Below are 26,416 nucleotides of genomic sequence, written 5' to 3' on the forward strand. Positions count from 1 at the left end.
CTCGATGCAGCTTACTCACAAGAACTAAGTAAAGGTGATGTAAGTGCGGTGCAATAATGGCTCAAAGCATACGTGATGCGCTAAAAGCTGTAAAAAGGTTGCATACGTATGCAGCAAAAATAGCCATTCTTGAACTGTTGTGATCATGGGTTATTGCGCACGATTGTATATTGTCAGTTAAGTTAACCAATTTTTGTAGGCATGGGGATTGGTAAAGTCAGAGCACCATGATTAGTAAGGGTTACCTATATTATCTTGGTAAGACCAATTTACACTTTTGGGTGCTGGCATGTAGGTTTAGTATGTGAAAAACACCTGTTGGACCGTTTATATTAGATTGAAGTTAATTTTTTAGTAAGGAATCGAAAAATTGCTGTAATAATATAATTCCCCATGTAGTATTGAATATTTCAATATAATACATGAGCTTAGTGGTTTTTACTGTGAGTAGGATGTAAATATTTGAAGGTGTAATAGGTGCTGAATACGTATGCATAAAGTTGTTTATGAAATTAAGAGGGCGCTACTATTCATCCTGACAACAAAAGAAGTTAGAGATACGTCTGCTTGTGCCAAGCAAGCGCCTATCACGGCATATACTCTGACAATAAAAATTGGGTAATTGGGATAAAACACTATGTCTATGTTCAAACCAAGTATGTTAACACTGGCCTTTATTGGGGCGGGAGTTGTTTCTCATACTGCTTATGCAGCACAAGAAAAGAAAGTCGATTCAGACAAGAAGGTCGAAGTTATCGAAGTTAAAGGCTTTAGAGCAAGCGTGATTGAATCTATTAATACCAAACGCTTTTCTTCTGAAGTTGTTGAATCTATTTCAGCTGAAGACATAGGGAAATTACCTGATTCTTCAATTGCGGAGTCAATAGCACGGTTACCAGGCTTAACGGCACAACGTCTTGATGGTCGTGCCAGTAAAGTCAGTATTCGCGGCTTTGGTGAAAACGAAAGTGCCACTACATTTAATGGCCGTGAACAGGTGTCTATTTCAGACAACCGTGGTGTGGAATTTGATTTGTATCCGTCAGAGATCATGAGTGGCGTTACGGTGTACAAAACGCCGAGTGCCCGTTTAGAAGCTGAAGGCATAGCGGGTGTCATTGATATGCAAACGGTCAAGCCATTGAGTGTGGATGACCGTGTTGTGCAAGTGAATGGCCAATATGAGCAAACAAGCTTTGACAAGTTAAACCCTGATGGGAATGATGACGGCTTTCGCGGCACGGTTTCGTATATAGATAAATTTGCTGATGACACCATAGGGGTGGCGGTTGCTCTATCAACCATGACATCGCCAAATCAAGAAAAACGTTGGAATGCGTGGGGTTACCCAGAGTTTGAAGGTTCTGACGGTAAACAGTATTCAATTTTGGGGGGGGCTAAACCTTTTGTGCGCTCTTCAACGCTTGAGCGTGACTCAGCGATGTTGGTATTAGAAGCGGCACCAAATGATCAACTATCCATGGTATTTGATGCGCTTTATGTTGATTTTAAAGATGAAAAGATTTTAAGAGGGATTGAAATTCCATTTGCATGGGGACAAGGCACTATTGCCGCGTCTAGTGCGACGATTGACTCTGAATCTGGGTTTATCAGCAGTGCCGTCACGCAGGGGCAACGCGTTGTTTTGCGTAATGATTATGAAGATCGCGAAGCAGAGCTCACATCATTTGGCTTCAATGCGCAATATAATGTCACTGAGTCTTTGTCACTGGAGTTTGATGCGAGTCACTCGAATGTTGAGAAAAAGATTTGGAGTTTAGAGAGTTACTCTGGTACAGGCCGAGGTGATAATAGAGGTGCAGCAGATAACATCGGTTATACCTTCTCCTCAGATAATACCGGAGCATTGTTTACTCATGAGCTTGACTATAGTGATTATAACTTAATTAAGATCGGAGGCCCTCTATCTTGGGGTGCCAGTTCAGTGCTTAATGACACCTATGGCGTGTCGGGCACTGAATATGAAAACCAGCTACAAGATGGCTTTATTAATGCACCGACCGTAGAAGATGAACTTAATGCATTAAAGCTGGCAGCAAAACAAGTACTTGATGGTGATCATATTGGCAGTGTTGAGTTTGGGCTGTCATATAAAGAGCGCGAGAAGGTTAAAAGGTCTGAAGGGTACTTCATGACACTAAACGATTTTTCTTACCCTGACAATACTGGTTTGTTATCAGTGCCTGAAGAATATCGTTTGGGGACCGCTAGTTTAGGCTTTATCGGTATGGGAGACATGATAGCTTATGATTCTCGTGCAATGGTCGCGGATGGAAAATATAGCTTATTAGCTGAAAGCCTGACAAAGCAAGACCATGCAACCAAGTCTTGGGGTGTTGAGGAGCAAGTAACAGCGGCCTATGTGCAAGCTAATATTGATTCAAATATAGCGAGTTTAGCGTTGACGGGTAATGTGGGGGTTCGCTATGTGAAGACTCAGATAAACACCAAAGGCAGCATTGCTAATCCAGATGCTAGTGGTCGAATCATACTAGAGCAGAATAACGTTAGTCATGATTATTCACATGTTTTACCGAGTTTAAACTTATCATTGGCTGTTGATGATACGCAAACTGTACGGTTTGGCATTGCAAAAACGCTCTCGCGTCCTCGTATGGATGAAATGAACTCATCAGTAGCGCGTTCATATCGTGAAACTCCAGACTCTAATGGTAATAATTGGGAGATTAAAGGCGGTAACCCTTTACTTGAACCAAAAGAAGCAGTGGGTATTGACTTAACTTATGAGAATTACTTCAGTGCGGAAGGGTATTTTTCTGTTGCTTTGTTTCAGAAAAATTTAGATGTCTGGATTTTTGATGGTACGACAGAAGTCGATTTAACGGGTGTTGTTAACGCAGCTACCGGTGAAGTACCAGCAAACCCAACAGCTACACAAAGCTTTAAAGTTAATGGCGGTGATGGAGACCTTTGGGGTTATGAGTTATCTGTGGCATTACCGTTTAATGTTTTTCATGACAGTTTAGATGGATTTGGCATGATCGCCAGCCATACCGGCGTTAAGCAAGATGTTAAAGACCAATTTGGTAAAGAGTATAAATTACCAGGGCTGTCAGAAAAAATTCAAAGCTTTACTTTGTATTACGAAAATCATGGCTTTCAAGCGCGCACTAGTATGAGAAAGCGTAGCGATTTTAAAGGGGATATAAATGGCCCTGGCTTTGATGGAATACTAGTAGATATTTTAGGTGAGACCATTTGGGATGCGCAGTTAGGGTATGATTTTGCTGAAGGCGGATTTGATGCGCTAGCGGGTTTGACTGTGAGCTTACAAGTACAAAATATCACAGAGGAACCTTTTACGTCACTTTCAGGCGATAATGCTTTACACGTGCGTGATTATCAAGACTATGGCCGTACGTATTTACTCGGATTTGGTTACAAATTCTAGTAATTAAATGGTGAGTCACTAATATTAAAAAAGCCTTTGTTGCGTAATGTAACGAAGGCTTTTTTATAGGCGTTTTAATCATAACCGCGGAGCATTGGAGAAGGCATGGCAGAACAAAGAATAAAAAACCTCACAATTGTGGGCGGCGGCACTGCGGGTTGGCTTACAGCCTCATTGTTTGCCAAAGTCATGGGGAAACAGTTAAATATTACGCTTATTGAATCAGATGATATTGCGACGGTGGGGGTAGGTGAAGCAACGATCCCACCGATTTTACCGTTCAATGGTGCACTGGGTATCGATGAAAAAGCATTTATTAAGGCTACAAGCGCCACGATAAAGTTAGGGATCCAGTTTGAAGGCTGGAGTAAAGACGTACCCAGTTATATGCATGCCTTTGGCGCAATCGGTAAAGACTTTCCTTTTTGCGAATTTTACCATCATTGGCTAGCGGCTAAATCACAGGGTGATCAAAGCAACTTTTGGGATTTTTCATTAAATTATCAAGCTGCCAAGCAGCATAAATTCGCCAAACTTCACACTATTCCTAATACACAGCTCAAAGGCCTTTCCTATGCGTATCATTTTGATGCGCAGCAATATGCGGTATTTTTAAGTCAGCATGCGCAAACTTTGGGGGTAAAGCGTATAGCGGGTACGGTAAGTTCAGTGCGTGTGAATGAAGAAAGTGGCTTTATTGAGCAACTAGACTTGGCCGACGGCCAACAGGTTTCAGGAGACTTATTTATTGACTGTACCGGCATGCACGGGCTATTAATCGAAAAAGCACTGAATTGTGGCTTTGAAGACTGGTCGCATTGGTTGCCATGTGACAGAGCGATTGCGATACAAAGCAATCCGTTAAGTAATGATATTGTACCTTTCACACGTTCTATAGCACATCCGGCGGGTTGGCAGTGGGAAATCCCATTACAACACCGCGTAGGTAATGGCATTGTGTATTCAAGTAAACACATGAGTGACGAAGAGGCCCAAGCGATCCTCTTAGCCGGTATATCTGGCGATACGTTAGGCAAACCAAAGCATCTACGTTTTCGTACTGGCAGACGGCTTACACCTTGGTGTAAAAATGTCGTGGCTATTGGGTTATCGAGTGGTTTTTTAGAGCCGCTAGAGTCAACCAGCATTCACCTTATTCAAACTGCGGCGGTGCGTTTATTAAAGCTATTTCCACAAAATGACATAACACAACAAAGCAGAGATATATTTAATAGAGAAACTCAACAAGAACTTGAGCAGATACGTGACTTTGTTATTTTGCATTATAAGCTCAATGATCGCGCTGACAGTGCCTTTTGGCGTTTGTGTCACACTATGCCTATTCCAGAGAGCCTCAAGCGTAAAATTGCGTTATTCAAAGAAACCGGAGTCATCCATAGCGAGGTAACAGACTTATTTAGTTCAGTTGCTTGGCAGCAGGTGATGCTAGGTCAAGGTGTGATCCCGCAGCAGCAACATCCTTTAGTTGACACGTTAACTGCAGAGCAGCGTGAGGAGTTACTTAGTAGCCTCAGACTATTAATTGATAAAACGGCATCGGCGTTACCAAAACATGTGGCATTTTTGGCTTCATTATAAAAATGTGCCATTTAAAGTATACGTCAACAATGAATTAGTCGGCTGAATACGTATGCAGGCGGTTCAGTCCGGTGGGTATGCCAAGGTAGACTGAAATAGATAATTAATAACAATGAAACAATTATGACAACAAGTATGCACGTAAACGTGATGAAAAGAAGGCGTTTGGTATCTGGCATGATGACGTGTTTACTGCTGGGTGCATGTACTCACTATACATTTGAATTTGAGGATAAAAAGCAACAGGCGACTACGTATGCTGTTAATGCTACATCACCTTCAGACGGTAAACCTGTTGTGTATCAAGTATTCACCCGTTTATTCGGAAATACGCAAACCGCCAATATCCCTTGGGGCACGGCCTCGCAAAATGGCGTGGGTAAGTTTAAAGACTTCACACCAAAAGCCCTCACAGAGATTAAAAAATTGGGCGTAACACATATGTGGTATACCGGTGTTTTACACCATGCCATGGTATCTCAAAATAGGTTAACTGAGATGCAAAGTGACGACCCTGATGTGGTAAAAGGCCGTGCGGGTTCGCCGTATGCCATTAAAGATTATTACAATGTAAACCCTGATTTAGCGCTTAATCCACAGCAGCGTATGAATGAGTTTTCCCAGTTGATCACGCGTACTCATCAAGCCGGTATGAAAGTCATTATCGATATTGTGCCTAACCATGTGGCACGCAATTATCACTCTACTTCACAGCCTGAAGGTGTTAGTAATTTTGGTGAAGGAGATGATGTTTCTGTTGAATACGCACGAGACAACAACTTTTACTATGTGACAGGCAAAGCCTTCTCGGTGCCAAATAGTGAGAGTTATAAACCTTTAGGCGGTCAGCCTCATCATTTATCAGATGGTCAGTTTACTGAATTTCCAGCGAAATGGACGGGCAATGGCGCACGTGCAGCGCAGCCTAGCATTGATGATTGGTATGAAACTGTAAAAGTAAACTATGGCGTTAAACCCGATGGCAGTTATGACTTTCCAAGACTCCCCGCAAATTTTGCAGATAAAGGGATTAGCGAGCACTACGCTTTTTGGCAGCAGCAGAATTTACCCAATAGCTGGTATAAATTTAGAGAAATTGTTTATTTTTGGTTAGATAAAGGGGTTGATGGGTTTCGCTACGATATGGCAGAAATGGTGCCAGTTGAATTCTGGAGTTTTTTAAATTCCTCAATCAAGAACAAAAACCCCCATGCCTTTTTGTTAGCCGAGGTGTATAACCCAACGTTATACCGGCCTTATATTCACCAAGGTAAAATGGATTATTTGTATGACAAAGTGGGTTTTTATGACAGCTTAAAGGCGCTAATGCAGCAAACAGGCAGCGCAAAACAAGTGATGTCTGCACATCGCAGCGTACAAGATATCGCCCCTCATATGCTGCATTTTTTAGAAAACCACGACGAGCAGCGCATAGCGAGTCCTGAATTTGTGGGTGATGCGCGAATGGGTAAACCGGCTATGGTCGTGTCACATTTAATAAGCCAATCGCCCAGTATGCTGTATTTTGGTCAAACTGTTGGTGAAGATGGCTCAGAAAACGCCGGTTTTGGTCAACCAAGTAGAACCAGTATTTTTGATTATATCGGTGTTCCGGCACATCAAGCTTGGATGAATCATGGTGCGTTTGATGGCGGACTATTATCGCAAGAGCAGCGCTCATTACGCGCATTTTATGAAACGCTTATGCCATTAAACAATGCCCCCGCAGTCGCGAATGGACAGCTTACTGAACTTGGATTACATAATGCTTCAGACTCTGCAAAGCAGCGCATAATCGCTTTTACTAGAGAGCACATTAAGCAGCAATTGCTGGTGATCAGTAATTTTGATGCCAAGCAAAGTCACACAGTGACCCTGAAACTCCCAAAAAGCTGGCACAGTCATTCAGGCGTTACAGTCACAGATTTGCTCCATACCAGAGCGAATCATCAGATAGATGCGTTGGGGCTTATTACCTTGACGCTAGCCCCGCGTGAAAGCGTGGTTTACCAAAAAGAGAAGTAGCCATGCAACAACAAAAACCCAATTTAAGCTTTTGGCAGATCTGGAATATGTGTTTTGGATTTTTAGGGATCCAATTTGGTTTTGCACTACAAAACGGCAATGTGAGCCGTATTTTTCAAACGCTCGGTGCATCGGTGGATGATATTCCTATTTTGTGGGTTGCTGCGCCGCTGACAGGTTTAATTGTACAGCCCATCATCGGTTATTGGAGTGATAAAACGTGGGGCAAACTTGGTCGACGCAGGCCTTTCTTTTTATATGGCGCACTATTTACCACATTGTGCTTATTTGTGATGCCAAACTCACCGACGCTTTGGATTGCTGCGGGTGTGTTATGGATCATGGATGCGTCCATTAATGTCACCATGGAGCCGTTTCGTGCTCTAGTAGGCGATAACCTCAATGAAAAACAACGTGCTACAGGGTACTCAATGCAAAGTTTTTTCATTGGGGTTGGGGCGATTGTGGCTTCTGCACTTCCTTGGATGATGACAAATTGGTTTGGTGTTAGTAATACCGCTGCGGCGGGGGAAATACCCGAGTCAGTCAAATATGCATTTTATTTTGGTGGAGGCATTTTATTTGTTGCGGTGATGTGGACCATTCTTAAAACCAAAGAATATAGCCCACAAGAACTTGCGCAGTTTGATAATGCACATGCAACTGATTTAAGAGAGCGAGCGCCATTTAAAACGATTAATTTTGCTAAAGGCGCACTTATTTTTGGCATAATCGGCGGTAGCCTGCTTGGGTGTGTTATGACTTTTACACTAGAAAAAGAACTCTATTTGTTGGCTGGGTTGCTATTGAGCTTTGCGGTTGTGCAGCTTGTGGCGGGCGTATTGCAAAATAATCAGCAGGTTACGGGTGGATTTTACGAAGTCATTTATGATGTATTTACCATGCCAAATACCATGCGCCAATTGGCCGTTGTACAGTTTTTTAGTTGGTTTTCACTCTTTGCTATGTGGATTTACACCACATCAGCCGTGACGAGCTTTCATTATGGTACAACCGATCCAACCAGCCAAGCGTACAATAACGGCGCCGATTGGGTGGGTGTGTTGTTTGCCGCCTATAACGGGTTTGCTGCACTGGCAGCAATATGTATTCCAATGATGGTTAAGCGCATTGGTTTAAAAGGCGCCCACGGTATTAACTTGGTACTGGGTGCAATCGCATTAATTAGCTTCTTATTTATTACAGATCCTGCTTTGTTATGGCTACCTATGGTGGGTATTGGCTTTGCTTGGGCATCTATTTTATCTCTTCCATATGCCATGTTAAGTAATTCAATCCCGAGCCACAAAATGGGCGTGTTTATGGGCATATTTAATTTTTTTATTGTAATACCCCAGCTACTTGCAGCCAGCATTTTAGGGCTTATTTTACGCCATTTATTTGAGAACCAACCAATTTATGCATTAGTGATTGGTGGTGTGTCATTCTTATTGGCCGCTGCATCTGTGCTGCGTATAAAAACAACAACTGCTTAGAGGAATATCATGAAACATTTTAGGAAGCGCTTTATTATTGGTATGACTGGCACCGTGTTAGCTGCGTCGTTGGTCGGATGTCAGCATGCTGAGATGCAAAACAATACAGACACTATCGCGCCCGGTGCACCAGGTGATACGCCTTATTGGGCATTCGCAGGAAAAACGGGCATTGGCACCTCTTATGAAGCTTATCTAGAGGGCAAGTATCGAGATGATGCGAGCACAAAAGACGTCTCAAAAGTATGGTTTTCCATCGCTCAGGGTATGATCACTGAGACCATGTTTGGCTTAATCCATCAAGCACAACTGAAAGATATGCAGTTCATTGTGACAGGAGTGGATAGCTCGGGCGTTGGGTTCACCATACAAGAAAGTAATGTTGAAGAACTCGATGTCTCAGTAGACTATCTACATAAAGACGCGCAGGGTAGGCCATTGTCATTGGCTTATAAAATTACCAGTAAAGACAAGCAAGGGCGTTTTAGTCTCGAAAAGCACGTATTTACCGACCCTGACGGACAAAGTTTATTTGTGCGCGCCGTTGTTAAATCAGATGTGCCGATCTTAAATGCGTATGTGTCCGCTAATCCGTACATCAATAACAATGGTGTAGGAGACAGTGCCAAAGTGACCGAACAAGGGCTAGTTGCGTTTGAAGGTGATAACTATTTAACACTGCAAGCTAAAAATGGCTTCAGCACGGCATCGGTTGGTTTTACAGGGCAAAGTGACAATCTAGCGGCATTACAACAGCAGCAAAAAATAGCACAAAAGTATACATCTACAGGCACAAGTAATGGCAATGTGAGCTTGCTAGCTGAGTTAGGTAAGGTAGAAAAGTCAGCCACATTTGATTTGGTATTGAGCTTTGCTGATACACAAACCGCCAGCGCAGCGCAGGCGCAGCAGACGTTATCAAGAGGATACCAAGCGGTTTTAGATGCCTACAATGGCAAAGGCGAAGCCATTGGCTGGGAAGATTATATCGCTTCTCTTACGCCCATTGAGCAGCTATCTGAACACAGTGCCGACAGTGGTAAGTTATTATTTACCAGTGCCTTGGTGTTAAAAGCACAAGAAGATAAAACCCATGCAGGTGCTCTTATTGCCTCGTTATCAAATCCATGGGGCGATACCGTACCCGCGATTAAAGGCCATACCGGCTATAAAGCAGTATGGGTAAGAGACTTTTACCAAGTTGCCATGGCATTTATGGCTATGGGTGATACAGCCACGGCTAAAACCGCATTTGAATACTTAGAAAAAGTGCAGGTGACTAAGCAAACGCCGGGTAACCAAGGTGACACTGGGTGGTTTTTACAAAAAACGCATGTAGATGGTGTGCTTGAGTGGGTGGGTGTACAGCTAGATCAAACCGCGATGCCGATTATGCTCGCGTGGAAACTGCACCAAGCGAAGGTACTGAGCGATCAAGAGTTACAGTATTGGTACAAAAAAATGCTGAAACCGGCGGCTGAGTTCTTAGTTGACGGTGGTAAAGCAAAAATACTATGGAATGACACGCAGATCACGCCGCCGGCTACACAGCAAGAGCGTTGGGAAGAGCAGAACGGTTATTCGCCTTCGACTACCGCAGCGGTTATTTCAGGTTTAGTGACTGCCGCTGATATCGCCAAGCATAGCGGTGATAGTGTCGCAGCAAAGCGCTATTTAGAGACGGCAAAAAAATACGACATGCAAGTTGAGGCACTCATGTTCACCCGTGATGGTGTATTAGCTGAGCAAGCTGGCAGCCAAGCGAGCGATGGGCAGTACTTCTTCCGTATTGGGCAAGATTCAAACCCCAGCAGTAACAGCACAATAAACAGCAATAACGGCCGAGTGGGCATGAATAAAAAAGCCATTATTGATGGCGGCTTTTTAGAATTAGTCCGATATGGTGTGCGTGGCGCAGATGCACCAAGCATCATAGCCACCTTGCCAGAATATGATGATGAAACCATGACCGATGAGCTAAGAGTAAAATACAGTTTTACCTTTGAAGGTGAGTCGGGTACTTACCCTGGTTATCGTCGCTATGGTAATGATGGCTACGGCGAAGACAAAATCAGCGGTACTAACTACGCAGAAGGCGGCAAAAACACCGCCGGACAACGCGGTCGAGTTTGGCCATTCTTCACAGGTGAACGTGGTCATTATGATATTGCGCTTGCGGCACAAAACCACACTTTGAACGCTAAAACAGCCGATAAAATCAAACACACGTATGTCAAAGGCATGGAGCTATTTGCCAATGAAGGCATGATGCTGCCAGAACAAGTTTGGGACAATGTAGGGGTTAACCCGCATGGTTACCAATTTGGTGAAGGCACTAACTCTGCTACGCCGTTAGCGTGGACACATGCCGAATACATCAAATTAGTGCGCTCGTTGGCAGATAAACAAGTATGGGATCATTATCCTGTGGTTGAGAAAGCGCTAAAACACTAAGATATTGACATTCAGGTTAGGCCTCTATTTAGGGGCCTTTTTTATTTGGGTGACGGGTGGAAAAGGTAAAGGGCCTGTGGAATTGATAGATTAAATGGGGTTCCGTATCCGTGGCGATCTATCCTAAGTTACCCATTCTTATTCCTTACTATAAACCATTAAAGTAAACTTTTTTATTATCGTCATATCACTATAACCGACTTATCGGTTATGACTTTTCCCATATTTAAAGGAGATAAAGGGGTATGATGAATACGTTACATAAAGGTGTGTATAGCTTTATGTCTGTGGCGGTTTTGGCAGCATTAGCTTACACCCCACTGTCACAGGCTGCTTCTGGCGTTAGCCAAGCTGAAATACGTGCATGTGCTGCTTTACAGTTTGCTGATTTTTCTAAACTGGAAGATGGGGAAGCGGCGGCAAATGTGATTAAGGCACGGTTTGTACAAAGTCATACGATGAGTGATGAAGAAGCGGGTTGGGCCTATAAATATAGCCGCTTAATGGGGGCGCCAGTCGACAAATCGATAAAAGACTTACCCAATCATTGTTTGGTGGAAGGCTATGTATCGCCCACAATCCGTTTTCAGTTGAGGTTGCCCGCAAGGGCGCTATGGAACCAAAAATACCTGCTGAATGCATGTATGGGGTTTTGTGGTGAGGTAAGCCCTTACCCGACCATGGCCGGCATTCTTAGAGAATATGCGACGATGAGTCATGATGGGGGTCATACTGCTTATGGGTTTGATGGAAAATGGGCAAGGAACAATGAACAGCTAAAAATTGATTTTGCGTATCGCGCTAACCATGTTGTGGCGGTGGTTGCCAAAGACATTATGGAAAAGTATTACCATACAAAGGCGCAATACTCGTTTATTACTGGGTGCTCAAAAGGCGGCCATGCGGGTGTGATGGCGGCTAAGCGATACCCGAACGACTTTGATGGGGTGATTGCGCGTGGACCAACAATTAACTATACCGACGTCAATTTAGTGAATTGTATGGATAACGCCAAAGCCATTTTAGACCACAATGACCAACCCATTTTAAATCCGCTTGATGTGGCGATGATTTCACAAGCGGTGATGCGTGAATGTGATGGTAAAGATGGCATTATTGATGGCGTGATTAGCGATCCGCGTGTGTGTGCGTTCAAGCCTACTACATTGTAGTGTGAAGCTGGCAAAACACAGGGGTGTTTATCTGAAAACAAAGTCGCCGCTGTTGAAGCATTATATGCGCCTTCTTTGAACAGTCAGGGTGATGTAATTTATGGCGGGCTACCTTACGGCTCAGAGGCTGAGTGGGTGGGGTGGGTAGCGCCGCAAATATCGGCGCTTAAACCATTCCACTATTATGCTGCGACAGAATATTTGAAGTATATTGCTTACCCTAAAGCGCTCGATATAAATTATGATTGGCGTGATTTCTCTTATGAAAATGAGCAGGATAATTTGGCTGAAGTGAGCCGATTTATGAATGCCGATGATCCTGACTTACGTGCATTCAAACAAGCTGGCGGAAAAATGCTGATCTTACACGGTTGGTCGGATGCTACTATTCCTGCTTACGCGACCATTGATTGGTATGAGAAAGTCGAAGAGTTCATGGCGCAGAATAAAGAAAATGTAAGAGATTTTGCTCGACTCTTTTTATTACCAGGGGTGGTGCACTGTGGAATTGAAGGACCCGGGCCGAGTACGTTTGATGCGTTGGCCGCACTAGAAAACTGGGTTGTTGGGGGAGTGGCACCAGACAGTTTACTCACCAAAAAGGAAGATCAAACTGGTACGGTTATTCGTACTCAACCTGTTTTTCCTTATCCGCTGGCGGTGAAATATGATGATAAAGGAGATATCAATAAAGCCAGCAGTTTTTATGCGGATGATGATTAATGTATATGTGTCATAACCCGTGGTTTATTGACTCATAATGACCTGTGCTGATTGAACGAGGTCAGCACTTTAATCAGATGACCCTCTCACAATCAATGAAGGGGGAAGCAAGGTAGATTCTACGGGCTCATTTTTGATTAAAGAGAGTAGATTTTTAACTAACATTTGCCCAGCTAACGTGGTGTTTTGTTGCACTGTGGTGAGTGTGGGTGACACATAACTGGCGGCAGGAATATCATCAAAGCCGACAACATGAACATCTTCTGGTACGTTAATACCCGCTTCTAAGAGTGCACGAATTGCCCCGATGGCAATTAAATCACTGGCTGCAAATAATGCGTCAAATGAAATGTTATTGGCAATGAGTGACTTTGTGGCGTGATAGCCTGAGTCTTCAGTTGAAATTGCATTAGCTATTTTTCTGTCATTAAGAGCCACACCTTGCGCTTCAAAAGCGTCTTTAAATCCTTTATAACGCGCAAAAAATTCAGGGCTGTGATTGGATGCGTCGCCTATAAATGCGCAGTCTGTGCGGTTTAAGGCAAAAAGGTGTTGCGCGGCGAGTTGTCCGCCACCGTAATTATCGCAGCTAACGGTAAGATCGGGATGATTATCTACCGTGGCACCCCAGCAGACAAACTTAGTGTCTTGGTCGAGTAGCTCTTGTAATCGGGCTTGGTAATCTAAATAGTCACCATAGCCTAATAAAATGATGCCATCGGCTCGATGGCTGTCTTCGTAATCTGCACGCCAATCTGAACTACTTGATTGAAAAGACACTAATAAATCATAGCCTTCTTTTGCACAGGCGCGGGTAATGCTACCGAGCATACTTAAAAAGAAGGGGTTTATTTGTGACTCGTCTGTGGTTGGGTCTTCAAACAGTAATAGTGCCAAGGTGCTACTTTGTTGGGTGCGTAAATTACTGGCATTTTTGTCTACTTTATAATTGAGTTGCTCAGCAATTTCATGCACGCGACGTTTTGTTTCGTCATTAACTAATGGGCTATTTCGTAAGGCTCGCGAAACGGTTGATTGTGATACACCTGCATAATGTGCAATATCAAAAGAAGTGGCTTTGGCTTTGTTTTTCATTCTGGGTCTCAAATCAACGTAACTCAGACATTGTCGGGGATTACATAAATATTTCAACCAATTTCGTTATTCTACTAAATTTTTATTGATGATCTGTGACACCGGTGTCATAATGTCAACGTTTTATCATTTTGTTGTCAAAACGTATTCGCTGTCCACATGATTGTGGACAGCATTTTTTTACGCCAGTTAACGTGCAAAATTAACTGAATGACGAATGGAATAAAGTGTTTAGAGAGTGATAGCTCTGGGCATAATAACAAAGCGCTATAGCGCAATGACAAAAGAGAAAACGACATGAGCCAGACAACAAGCTTTCAACTTACTCATTTTGATCCCATCATCGTTGCCGATATCGGGGGAACAAATGCACGTTTTGCCGTGATCACGGACTATGACGTAAACACCAATCAATTTAGCATATCTTATCAAGCGACTTTTCCTAGCGCCCAATTTCAATCATTTGAAGCTGCTTTGCACTGTTACTTAGAACAGCTGACGATAGACACACCGAAACGTGCCTGTTTAGCCGTAGCTGGGCCAATTAAAGCAAATCAAGTATATTTGACAAATTTAGGGTGGCACTTTAACTCTCAAGAATTGAAAGATTCAATGCGCTTTGATGAATTATCGGTTATTAATGATTTTGCTGCGTTTGCGTACGCTGCACCTTATTTAGATCCTGAGCAAAATATTATTATTAAGTCAGGACAGGCAGAGCAAACGGCGAATATCGCTGTGATGGGACCGGGCACGGGGTTTGGCGCAGCTTGTTTGGTAAGAGATGCCGATGGGTGTGCAGTGATGAGTTGTGAAGCCGGTCATATTTCATTGGCGTCGGTCACAGATTTAGACCAAACGCTTATTGATGAAATGCGCTCAGAGTTAAAGCATGTGTCAATTGAAGATGTATTTTCAGGCAGAGGCTTAGCACGGCTTTATCGCACAATGGCAAAAGTGAGAGGGGTTACGCCACAAAACCTGACCGCAGCACAAGTCAGTGAAATGGCAGATGAGTGTGATATTTGTGATGCAACGCTGAATCATTTCTGTGATTGGATTGGCAGCGTTTCAGGCGATTTAGCACTTACTTTTGGCGCATTGGGCGGGGTATTCATTGGCGGGGGGATTTTACCGCGCATGTCAGATAGATTACTATCAAGTCGCTTTGTTGAAAGATTTACCGAAAAAGGACTGATGTCGCAATATGCTGGACAAATTCCGGTGACATTAGTAGTACAAGACAATATACCTCTGATTGGTGCAGCGGCCTGCATTCATGAGCGTTATCAGGGCTAGGACTTAGACCGAATGAAAAAAGTTACGATTAACAGTGTTGCCACGTATGCAGGAGTGTCTAAAAAGACCGTTTCTCGCGTACTCAATAACGAGCCCAATGTGAGTCCGGCAACACGTGAAAAAGTACTTAAAGTCTTTAAAGAGCTCGACTATACGCCAAACCCAATAGCAAGAGGGTTAGCCCGCAATCGTAGCTTTATTATTGGGTGTTTGTACGATAATCCGAGTAAGAGTTATATCACTCGGGTTCAAAGTGGTGCGCTAGAAGCGTGTCATAAGCACAATTATAATCTTTTGATCCACCCATGTGAGTTACGAGGCGAAGCATTAATCGCAAATATAGAAAACTTATTAATGACCTCTCGACTCGATGGCTTAGTGTTAACGCCACCGTTTTCAGATTCTATTGAATTGATTGAGTTTTTGAAGAAAAAGAACGTTAATTATGCACGTGTGGCCTCTGCAATTGAAGATGACGAGTCGATTTCAGTAAGAAGTAATGATGAGCAGGGCGCATTTGAGATCACGGAACACTTAATTGAATTAGGCCACAGCCATATTGCCTTTATTAAAGGTCACCCCGATCACAGTGCCACGGAGCAACGTTTTTCAGGGTATCAACGTGCATTGAGCGCTCATAACCTAACTTTTGACGATACATTAGTTGCTGAAGGTAACTTTAGTTACCATTCTGGTGCTGATAGCGCCAAAGCCATTTTGGATATAAATCCGCGGCCTAGTGCGGTGTTTGCCTCAAATGATTACATGGCGGCAGCGGTATTAAAGTTGGCGACACAACGACAACTAAAAGTACCTGAAGACATTTCAATCGCGGGTTTTGACAATGCGCCAATCGCACGTCATATTTGGCCCGGGTTAACGACCATTGCTCAGCCTGTGGAAGAAATGACGCGTCAAGCGGTAGAATTATTAATAGAGCAAATTGGTGGTGCACAGGTACAAGTTAGGCAAACAACCCTCGAAGCCAAGCTCATCACCAGAGAATCGACCTCTAAACCGTAGCGCTTATTATCGCGTATTTCACACATTCTATTAATGGCTCAAGGATCACTTTTTGGGCCTTTACTATGTTCTAGATCAACCAGTTTTCTCTCATTTTACGTAGGATGAAGTGAGTGGCCAGTTAACCAAACTGGCATTCTTATAACGAAAGAATAAGACATCAGCATGAATATAGAACGTCATAGTCTCGCTAAAGAATTACCTGAATTTAAAGATAAAATTCACACGTTAAAAGTGAATGACCGCCATTTTGCACGCTTGTTTGATGATTATCATGACATTGATCATGCGGTGATCCGGATTGAAGATGGCATCGAAAATACCTCAGATGCTTATTTGGAATCACTTAAAAAGCAACGATTACAATTAAAAGATCAGCTCTACCATATTCTTTGCAACAGCTAATGTGAAATAGCTCAAATAAGTTAGCAAGGCCTGAATGAGGTAATCTTGTAAAGGCCTTTTGAGTTGAGCGCGTAAGCAGCAGTTTTATAAATTTAAACTATACTCAATGCATATTGAAAGCATAGGTATGGTTTGTGAATGTACTCGCATTAGTTCTTGTTTTATTGGGTGCCTTAGGTCTATGTGTATCACTTAAACCTGCGATTAAAGTGTGCCAAATCTCACCACGTGTGGGCTGGCGTGTCCTGTTGGTGTTAATACTTTTCTTTGTCATTGGTTACGTTGCTTTTGCTACTTATCTGCTCGATAAAAACGTGGAGAACATACTTGATTTAGGTGTGTCGCTCATTCTATTTTTTGGCGCTGTATTTGTTATTATTATTAATAACATGAGTAAAGATAGCTTGGTTGAGCTTGCACAAATAGTTGAAAAAGAGCGCTTTAATGCGCATCATGATTTTTTAACTCAACTCGAAAATCGCCAGCAATGCATGGCAAAAATCTCGGCATTGCAAAATTCAAATACCGACTTTTCAGTTATGTTGATTGATTTAAATAATTTTAAGCAGATGAATGATGCGATTGGGCATTTGTTTGGTGACAAAATTTTAATTCATTTGGCAGAACGATTTTCGCGTGCGCTTTTACCACATAACAGCTTGTATCGAATGGGAGGAGATGAGTTTATTATCGTTATAAATGGTAACCGAGAGAGCGATATTTATGGGCAAAATAATGCACTGCTGAGTGAGCTCCATACACCTTTAGTGGTTGATGAACTTAGCGTAGATATTCATTACAGTGCGGGTACGAGTATTTATAACTGTGAGGAGCCAAAAGATGCCATTGACCTTCTCAAGCAAGCCGATATTGCCATGTACAGTGCCAAACGTACCAAACAAAGCTTGGTTATTTTTGATGAGTATTTACATCAAGATTCAGACGAAGAATTTCATTTAATTAGCCGATTGAAAACCGCGTTAAATGGTGGTGAGCTGACGGTTTATTATCAACCAATTGTGTGTGCACAGTCAGGAGAAATCCATGGTGCAGAAGCGTTATTGAGGTGGCCGCAGAAAGATGGTTCAGTGATCATGCCAGAGAGTTTTATCGGCATTGCAGAGAACAATAATATGATCCGTCAGGTGAGTTTATTTGTGATCAATCGGGTATTTCAAGATTTACCTCGATTGTTGCAAGCTGATCCTAGCTTGATTGTGCACGTGAATTTATCAAGCCAAGATTTCTTAGGAAAAGACTTAATCAAGTTACTCGCCTCTCATGTTAACAATGCACAAGTAGATGCACGCCATGTTATGTTCGAGCTTACTGAAAGCATGATGATGACCGATTTGGTACAGGCACATGATTTGGTGGAAACGTTAATAGAAATGGGCTTTTCAGTCAGTATTGACGATTTTGGTACAGGCTTTTCCTCATTTTCACTACTTAAAGAATTGTCGATAGCGCAAATTAAAATCGATCGCTCATTTATTGATGAGTGCATTAGCAATGAAAAAGACCAAGTTATTGTGGAAACCGCGGTGTTTTTAGCTAAAAGGTTAGGGTGCAGTGTTGTGGCAGAAGGGGTGGACAGTGATGGGGTGATAGAGTATTTAAATTCTCTTAATTGTGATTATTTCCAAGGATTTAAAATAAGCGAAGCGTTACCCTTAACGGCATGTATTAATTGGATAGAGTCTTCTGGTATGGTTAAAACTGCACTTCGCAAATATTAAAGTGAGCGAGAAGGGGGGCTTTATCAGAACAAAGCAAGCGACTCAGTTATGGTGTCTTTTTGTCACTCATATCAAGCAAACCTAACTTAACCTTGCCTAACAATGTCACCATAGCCCGCCTTGATTTAATAGAGTTAACGTAAAACACCGTGAATACAGTTGTCTCTCGTATTATTGTGATCACATGTGAAAGTGAATATTACATCCTCAGGTCTTATTCAATATGAGTATAAAATGAGAGCACATGTATGTGTGGTTCAGTGAAGCCGAGTCGGCGCATAAATAAAGCATCGAATGTACACATCAACCAGATGACACCCAGTCAAAGAGCGCGCTATACACTTGTTGCAAATGCGGCTGCAGAGCGACGCGCGCGGTCACAACTAAAAACTAAAACCATGAATGATTCGCACGCCCCTCAAAATGTATGGCGGTGTATATACTCATACTTTTTGAGGTTTTGTCGCTAAAAGCGCGGTATAGCGGTAGGGGCTTTAAAGCCATACATGCTTGAAAAGTTGGGAATGTTATTTTCCCATATTGGAATGTCTTTTCCAATGTATTCTCTTATGGCATCAAAGAATAACCGTGTTCTTACGGGTAAGTCTCTGTGTGGGTATACGGCATACATGGCACTGTAATCCATAAGTTTTACATCGGTTAGAAAAGGGATCAATTCTCCGCGTTTAACTTCTTGGTCGACTAGAAAAGCGGGTACGACACAAAAAGCCGTATCTGAAAGGACTTTAAGGAGGATAAGCTCTCCATCGTTTGAGCGGAATACGCTTTTAATGGGTACTTCTTGGGTGATGCCATTGGTATTGAAGTAACTTACCCCATTGAAGCGCAAGCCATCACTGGCATACGTTGCTGCCGGCATGTTAGTGAGTTCATCAATTGACTTAGGTGTGCCATAGGTGGCCAAAAATTGCGGAGTGGCAAGCATGAGTAATCTATTTCTCGCGATTTTTCGTGCAATTAAGGAGGAGTCTTTTGGTTCGCCAACTCGAAATGCCAAATCAAACCCTTCACCCACAATGTCGACCAGTCGATCTTCTAGGCGCAGCTCAACTTCCACTTGTGGGAAGCGTTTTTGGAATTCATTTATAACGGGCTGCACATAGCGTCGTCCAACAATGGTGGAGCTGGTAATACGCAGTAGCCCCTTGGGTTCTGTGTGGTAGTTCTCAGCTAACAATTGAGTTTCACTCAGTAATTTACGTAATTCTTGTGCTTTTTTTACCATTTCTGCACCCGCAGCGGTGAGTGAAAATGAGCGAGTTGTTCTGTTAAGTAGGCGTACGCTCAGTTCATCCTCCAGTCTACCAATTTGTTTTGATATCACTGAGCGGTCAATATTTCTGATTTGAGCCGCTTTGGCAAATGATCCGCGCTCCACGACATCTAAAAACATAAGTAAACGGGTACTAATATCCATTTTTTTCTCTATATAATATTATTGGTGTTATTTTGGCACTAATGAATTTAAAAATCGATGCTTTTTTGTCTCTTATCTCATGGTTACACTGTACCGCATTATGAGAAAGGGGTCCAAAATGAAAAAACCATTTATCGTTCTATCAATTTTAGCAGGGTTAGCTTACCTCTCAGGTTGTACAGAGTTGCAAGCGCAAGGTGAGCAACCTGCAGTGCAAGCTTTTAAGCAGCCCATTGATGTTGCACAAGTTCAGAGCTACCCAGTGCAATCATGGTTTACTTATACTAGTCGATTAGAAGCTGTTGAAACAGTACACTTACGGCCAAGAATATCGGGTGTAGTGGAGTCATTAAACTTTAAAGAAGGCCAGCAAGTAAATGCGGGTGATACTTTGTTTATTTTGGATCAACGACCTTTTAAAGCTAAAGTTTCTGAACTGACGGCTCAGTTAGCTAGCGCAAATGCAGCATTACAGCAGGCTAAAAATGAGTCTAAGCGAGCAGAACGTTTATCGAGCAGTGATTCAATTGCACAAGAAGAGCTTGAAAGCCGTCGTTCAGTACTTGCACAGCGTCGAGCTGATGTATTAGCGACGCAAGCAAAATTAGATGCCGCGCAACTTGATTTAAACTTTACAGAGGTTAAAGCACCGATTAATGGCATTGTTTCACGTGCGCAGATCACGGCTGGAAACACCGTTCAAGCAGGACAAAGTGAATTAACTCAAATTGTCTCTGACTCTCATCTCTACGCTTACTTTGATATTAACGAGCGCACGTGGCAGCGCACGTTTTCTGATCTTCGTGGCGATAAAAAGACACAAGTACTAATGCAGCTCACTGGCCAGTCAGCGTTTGCACATCAGGGGGCTATCGACTTTATAGACAACACCATTAATGCTCAGACAGGCACACTCAGAGTGCGTGCCGTATTTGATGCAGACAATAGCTTAAAACCTGGCGCATTTGCACGTATTCGTCTCGCTTCTAGCGAGGCTAAGCCGCAAATTTTAATTCCTGAAAAGTCAATTGGTACTGATCTTAAAAATAGGTTTGTATTGGTCACTGATGAGAATGATATTTTGCAGTACAGGCTAGTGAAGTTGGGCGAACGCTATGGTTCATTGCGTAGTGTAGTATCTGGTTTATCGGTTGGCGATAAAGTAGCTGTTAATGGGCCTGCTAGGGTTGGACCTGGGATGCCGATTTCACCTCAAATGGTTGAAATAGATACACAAGGGCAGTTGTTAGTACTTGATACAACAAAACATACGGTCCCTGTGATCACTATGCAGCAAGGTGAATAGCATGTCTTTTTCTCACTTTTTTATTAAACGGCCTATTTTTGCTGCCATGCTATCGTTGGTCATACTCATTGCAGGTGCAATCAGTTTGTTCCAACTCCCCGTGAGTGAATACCCTGAAGTTGTGCCTCCGACGGTCGTGGTTACGGCAAATTATCCGGGCGCAAACCCTAAGGTTATTGCTGAAACAGTGGCAACGCCGTTAGAGCAAGAGATCAATGGCACAGAAAACATGCTTTATATGTTTTCACAGGCAACAAGTGACGGTCGTATGACATTGACGGTTACCTTTGCATTAGGAACAGATCTTGATAGAGCGCAGGTTCAAGTACAGAACAGAGTAAACAGTGCTTTACCTCGATTACCGCAAGAAGTACAGCGACTGGGTGTGGTTGCTGAAAAAGCTTCGCCTGACTTAACAATGGTGGTGCATTTATTTTCACCGGAAAATACGCATGATACGGCTTATTTGTCTAATTATGCAGACTTGTATGTTAAAGACCAAATAGCCCGTTTACCAGGTGTGGGCGATGTGCAGCTATTTGGTGGTGGAAAGTATGCCATGCGAGTGTGGTTAAACCCAGATGCATTGGCGGCTAACCAATTGACTGCAATGGACGTGGTATCTGCACTGCGTGCGCAAAATCAGCAAGTTGCAGCGGGTAGTTTAGGTGCGCAGCCATCAGCGAATGAGGCACAATTTCAAGTTTTATTAAATGTTAAAGGCCGTTTAGGCAGTATTGAAGAATTTAATAAGGTCGTTATTAAAGTCGGCGATAATGGTGCGCTTATTCGTTTAGGTGATGTTGCGCGAGTGGAGCTAGGTCAAAATTCGTATGCTTTGCGCGCTATGTTAAATGGCCAACCAGCACTCGCAATGCCAATTTTCCAAAGGCCGGGCTCGAATGCGATTGAATTGTCAGATCAAGTGCGTGCAACGATGGCACGCTTAAGTGAGTCATTCCCCAGTGGTGTGGAATACGATATTGTTTACGATCCTACCGTATTTGTGCGTGGCTCAATTGATGCTGTCATTACCACACTATTAGAGGCGGTGGTGTTAGTTGTATTGGTTGTGATTTTATTTTTACAAACATGGCGTGCATCTATTATTCCTTTAATAGCAGTGCCGGTCTCACTTGTAGGAACGTTTGCAGTCATGCAGTGGTTGGGTGTATCTATCAATACCTTGTCACTGTTTGGGTTAGTGTTAGCTATCGGTATTGTGGTAGATGATGCCATTGTGGTGGTGGAAAACGTTGAGCGTAATATTGCCAAAGGGTTAAGCCCATTTGAAGCAACAAAAGTGGCGATGAATGAAGTCACCGGTCCAATTATTGCGATTGCGCTGGTGTTGTGTGCCGTGTTTATTCCTACCGCGTTTATTACAGGGCTATCAGGGCAGTTTTATAAGCAGTTTGCTTTGACTATTACGATCTCAACGATCATCTCTGCGGTAAATTCACTGACATTATCACCGGCATTGTCAGCCATGTTACTTAAGCCACATGGCAGTAAACCTGACTTTTTAACGCGTATCTTGAACAAACTCTTTGGCAAATGGTTATTTGAACCGTTTAACCGATTTTTTGATAAAAGCAGTGCGGGCTATGAGAAGTTTGTCAAAAAGCTGATCAGAATGTCGTTAGTCATTGGGGTGGTATATGTGGCGTTACTGGGTTCAACCGTTAAGTTATTCGATATGGTGCCAGGTGGTTTTATTCCAGCTCAAGACAAACAGTACCTCGTTGCTATTGCGCAATTGCCTGATGCAGCCAGTTTAGATAGAACTGAAAATGTGGTTAAGCAGATGGAACAAATTGCGCTGCAGGTGCCTGGTGTGGCAAATACAGTGTCATTTCCTGGATTATCAGTAAATGGTTTCACTAATAGTCCCAATGCCGGTATTGTCTTTACGCCTCTCGCACCTTTTGAAGAGCGTACTGATCCGAGTCAATCTGCTATGGCGATTGCGATGGAGCTAAATAAGCGTTTTACTGCGATTGATGAAGCGTTTGTTGCCGTGTTTCCACCTCCGCCTATTCAGGGGTTAGGAACAACCGGAGGTTTTAAAGTACAAATACAAGACCGTGATAATAAGGGATTTGAGACGCTATTTGCTGCATTAAACACGGTGACGAATGAAGCGAGAAAAGATCCTGCGCTTACCGGGCTATTTTCAAGCTTTAGAATCCAAGTGCCGCAAATGGATATCGATATTGACCGTGAGCAGGCATTAATTCAAGGGATCCCTTTATCTGAGGTCTTTGATGCGCTGCAAGTATATATGGGGTCGTTATACGTTAATGACTTTAATATGTTTGGTAGAACATATCAGGTCACTGCTCAGGCGGAAGCTGAGCACCGTCTTGACCCTAAACAAATCTTAAATTTAAGAGTACGCAATGGGCATGGTGATATGGTACCACTTGGTTCTGTATTGACCGTAACACCGACGACGGGACCTGATAGGGTTATGCATTATAACGGCTATCCAAGCGCTGAACTAAACGGCAGCCCAGCTGTGGGGTATAGCTCAGACCAAGCTCAGCAAGCGATGGAACGTATTTTAGCGAAGCACCTTCCAACAGGCATGGGATTCGAATGGACAGATGTTACTTATCAGCAAATATTAGCCGGTAATACCATGATGTATATATTCCCATTGGTTGTGTTGTTGGTGTTTATGGTGTTAGCCGCTCAATATGAAAGTTTACGTTTGCCATTGGCGATCATTCTGATTGTACCTATGACAATATTCTCCGCATTATTAGGTGTATGGTGGGTCGGTGGAGACAATAATATTTTTACTCAAATAGCCTTAATTGTACTAGTGGCATTAGCGTGTAAAAATGCAATTTTAATGGTGGAATTTGCTAAAGAGCAACATGATGACGGGCAAAGTCACCTGTCGGCCATTATTGAGGCATGTCGATTACGATTACGACCTATTTTGATGACGTCGATTTCATTTACTGCGGGTGTGATCCCATTAGTGATGGCATCAGGGGCGGGCGCAGAAATGCGTCATGCAATGGGGATTGCTGTGTTTTTCGGTATGATTGGCGTGACGGTATTTGGGTTATTATTTACGCCGGTATTTTATATGCTGGTCAATCGTAAAAGTGTCAAGAAGGCAGAGCAGACTATTTAGATTTGTAACAGTGAGTGAACTTTTGGTTGTAGCAATCTTGATTGAATGTTCTAATAATTAACATAGTGCAGGTTACGTTACCTCAGGCATGGATGCCCTAAACTATCGAATAACACGTAAAAGTTGAGAGAATTATGGTTGAATTACCACATGAGATGAAAGCTGTTTTGTTAACAGAAGTAGGTGTCGATTTTAAATTGATTGATGCTTGCATCCCTGTGCCACAACTTTCGGATCAAGAGGTACTGGTTAAAATCGAGTACGTTGGTTTGACAGGGTTAGACGCCAAATTTGTTCAACAAGGGACCCCATGCTGGCAATACCCAAGAGTGTTTGGCTTAGATGCGGTGGGTGTTGTGGTTGCCGGTCCAAAAGGGGGGCACCCAGAAGTTGGGGCGCGAGTTATGTGGCACAATGATATTGCCAGCGAAGGGGTGCTTAGTGAATATGTGAAGGTTCCTAATTTTGCACTCACTGTGTTACCCGCTGATATAAACCCTGCGTTGGCTGCTAGCTTGCCTACTCCTGGGATGACTGCGCTCATTGCATTGTATAAATTGCAATTGGAAGAAGGCGATACCATTTTTATTGAGTCAGGCAATACCTGTGTGGGTCAATTAGCAGTACAAATGGCTTATCAGCAAGGACTCACCGTGATCACCAGTTCACCGAAACAATGCACAACGGCACTAAAAAAATTAGGCGCTGAACTGGTTTTGGATGAAAATGACGCGGATATTGGGCAAAAAATACAAAAGCATTTTGGGTACGACACAGTGCATGGTGTGATTGATATGTCAGGCAAGTATACGAATAAGCTGCTAGAGTTTCTTCAGTTTTGTGGGCGGATCAGTTGCGTTTCTGGTTTAGCTACACTTGATGAAACTTTGTTATTTAAAAAGGCACCTAATATCGGCATCGTTTCTTTGCCTGGTGCGTGGCTTGCAAAAAGTATTTGCGCACAACAACGTATGTCTTTTCTGGGAAATGTCCTAACGGATTATTTACAGCAAGAGCAGTTATGTTTATCAGAGAAAGAGGTGATTGCTTTTGATGCTGTGAGTATATACGAAGCATTAATAGCACGCATTAACGGTAACAGTCACTTCTATCAGGTGGTTAAGGTTGCTTAATTCATAGATAAAAACGTGCAACAGCGGTTTGTGCGTTTTTATTTATTACTAAAACACGATTCAGTGTTTTAATCCCTTCAAAAAGCTCGCCTGCACCTGTTATATTTACTAGTACATCACTGACACATTTATACAATCAACTTTACAAATTCTCACATATATTATGCTTAAATTCTTATAAAATACCCATTACTGGAATATGTTACGACTTATGTAATTTCATTGATGCCAAAATGGCATCAAGTATGTGCTTTATTGTATCTTCTTAAGCATGAGGTTTTTTCGTAACATAGCACTATTGAACATTGAGGATGTTACGTATGAACAAATTATTTGCTGCGCTTGTGTTGTTATTTTCTACCTTTAGCTTTGCTACAGAAACCCCTTACCAATTGATTAATCAGGTTGGTGATAAGATGTTTACTGATATTAAGCTAGTGAATGCGGATGGTAAGGCAGACAGCAGCACGATGAAGAACATAGTACGTAGTCGATTAATGCCTCATGTAGACGTTAAATTTGTTTCTTTTAAATTATTAGGTAAACACATTAAGGGTTTGAAACGTGCTCAAGCAGTGGAGTTTATCGATGCTGTGGATAGTTACTTAATTAGCACATATGCGGCTGCGTTACTGCAATATAAAGGGCAACAAGTCATTTTTGAAGAATTACCGGTAAGTAAAGACAGCGATTATGCCACGGTTAAAGTGCTTATTAAGGAACAATCAGGCCCAGATATTGATATGCACTTTAAATTCAGACAGGGTAAAGATGGTGCTTGGAAAGTGTATGACATGGTAGCTGAAGGCATTTCGTTATTAAGTGCCAAGCAAAAAGAAATTACGGGTCGTATCTCCCAGGTAGGTCTCGCCACCGTAACAGATGAGTTAAAAAGTAAGATGTAGTTATAGTTAACTTTCCGACT

The 26,416-nt window shown here is 42.6% G+C and carries 15 protein-coding genes and 1 pseudogene; 14 read left to right on the forward strand and 2 right to left on the reverse strand.

All coding sequences use genetic code 11. The features are described 5' to 3' along the window. Positions 1–637 precede the first annotated feature (637 nt). From BGP78_RS14070 to BGP78_RS14095, 6 genes and pseudogenes are all read left to right on the forward strand, one after another. Positions 638–3,433 carry a TonB-dependent receptor gene (locus tag BGP78_RS14070; RefSeq protein WP_119861958.1) on the forward strand — a complete coding sequence of 932 codons (2,796 nt, stop codon included), beginning with the start codon at positions 638–640 and terminating at the stop codon, positions 3,431–3,433. Positions 3,434–3,538: 105 nt separating this feature from the next. Next, entirely contained in the window at positions 3,539–5,032 is a 1,494-nt protein-coding gene (locus BGP78_RS14075) for a tryptophan halogenase family protein (RefSeq protein ID WP_119861959.1), read from the forward strand. Between the two features lie 150 nt (positions 5,033–5,182). Then, complete coding sequence (locus BGP78_RS14080; RefSeq protein WP_404936049.1) at positions 5,183–7,057, forward strand: alpha-amylase family glycosyl hydrolase; 1,875 nt, start codon at positions 5,183–5,185, stop codon at positions 7,055–7,057. Positions 7,058–7,059: 2 nt separating this feature from the next. Then, a complete protein-coding gene (locus BGP78_RS14085; protein ID WP_119861961.1) occupies positions 7,060–8,553 on the forward strand; it encodes an MFS transporter in 1,494 nt (497 codons plus the stop codon). A gap of 9 nt (positions 8,554–8,562) precedes the next feature. Beyond that, entirely contained in the window at positions 8,563–11,007 is a 2,445-nt protein-coding gene (locus tag BGP78_RS14090) for a glycoside hydrolase family 15 protein (RefSeq protein WP_119861962.1), read from the forward strand. A gap of 503 nt (positions 11,008–11,510) precedes the next feature. After that, positions 11,511–12,902, forward strand: a pseudogene (locus BGP78_RS14095) (tannase/feruloyl esterase family alpha/beta hydrolase). 69 nt (positions 12,903–12,971) lie between these two features. Here BGP78_RS14095 and BGP78_RS14100 read toward each other — a convergent pair. Next, a complete protein-coding gene (locus BGP78_RS14100; RefSeq protein ID WP_119861963.1) occupies positions 12,972–13,997 on the reverse strand; it encodes a LacI family DNA-binding transcriptional regulator in 1,026 nt (341 codons plus the stop codon). Between the two features lie 297 nt (positions 13,998–14,294). Between BGP78_RS14100 and glk the strand changes: the two genes are divergently transcribed. The 4 genes from glk (at position 14,295) to BGP78_RS14120 (ending at position 18,463) form a co-directional block, all read left to right on the forward strand. Next, on the forward strand, positions 14,295–15,296 hold the full coding sequence (gene glk, locus BGP78_RS14105; RefSeq protein ID WP_119861964.1) for a glucokinase: 1,002 nt from the start codon (positions 14,295–14,297) through the stop codon (positions 15,294–15,296). 12 nt (positions 15,297–15,308) lie between these two features. Continuing rightward, positions 15,309–16,319, forward strand: coding sequence for a LacI family DNA-binding transcriptional regulator (locus BGP78_RS14110; protein ID WP_119861965.1), 1,011 nt, complete (start codon positions 15,309–15,311; stop codon positions 16,317–16,319). 165 nt (positions 16,320–16,484) lie between these two features. Beyond that, entirely contained in the window at positions 16,485–16,724 is a 240-nt protein-coding gene (locus BGP78_RS14115) for a YdcH family protein (RefSeq protein ID WP_119861966.1), read from the forward strand. A gap of 134 nt (positions 16,725–16,858) precedes the next feature. Beyond that, a complete protein-coding gene (locus BGP78_RS14120) occupies positions 16,859–18,463 on the forward strand; it encodes a bifunctional diguanylate cyclase/phosphodiesterase (protein WP_182912289.1) in 1,605 nt (534 codons plus the stop codon). A 466-nt stretch (positions 18,464–18,929) separates the two neighbouring features. Here the strand turns inward: BGP78_RS14120 and BGP78_RS14130 are convergent, their stop codons facing one another. Then, positions 18,930–19,901, reverse strand: a complete 972-nt coding sequence (locus BGP78_RS14130) for a LysR family transcriptional regulator (RefSeq protein WP_119861968.1) — start codon at positions 19,899–19,901, stop codon at positions 18,930–18,932. 118 nt (positions 19,902–20,019) lie between these two features. Here BGP78_RS14130 and BGP78_RS14135 point away from each other — a divergent pair, with 118 nt between their 5' ends. From BGP78_RS14135 to BGP78_RS14150, 4 genes are all read left to right on the forward strand, one after another. Further along, complete coding sequence (locus tag BGP78_RS14135) at positions 20,020–21,207, forward strand: efflux RND transporter periplasmic adaptor subunit (RefSeq protein WP_119861969.1); 1,188 nt, start codon at positions 20,020–20,022, stop codon at positions 21,205–21,207. A 1-nt stretch (position 21,208) separates the two neighbouring features. Next, on the forward strand, positions 21,209–24,358 hold the full coding sequence (locus BGP78_RS14140) for an efflux RND transporter permease subunit (RefSeq protein WP_119861970.1): 3,150 nt from the start codon (positions 21,209–21,211) through the stop codon (positions 24,356–24,358). Between the two features lie 134 nt (positions 24,359–24,492). Continuing rightward, positions 24,493–25,491 (forward strand): zinc-binding dehydrogenase, encoded by a 999-nt coding sequence (locus BGP78_RS14145; RefSeq protein WP_119861971.1) that lies wholly within the window; start codon positions 24,493–24,495, stop codon positions 25,489–25,491. A gap of 320 nt (positions 25,492–25,811) precedes the next feature. Beyond that, positions 25,812–26,396 carry a phospholipid-binding protein MlaC gene (locus BGP78_RS14150; protein WP_119861972.1) on the forward strand — a complete coding sequence of 195 codons (585 nt, stop codon included), beginning with the start codon at positions 25,812–25,814 and terminating at the stop codon, positions 26,394–26,396. Positions 26,397–26,416 lie beyond the last annotated feature (20 nt).

The sequence above is a fragment of the Pseudoalteromonas sp. MSK9-3 genome, assembly GCF_003590335.1.
In the GTDB taxonomy this organism is placed as follows: Bacteria; Pseudomonadota; Gammaproteobacteria; order Enterobacterales; family Alteromonadaceae; genus Pseudoalteromonas.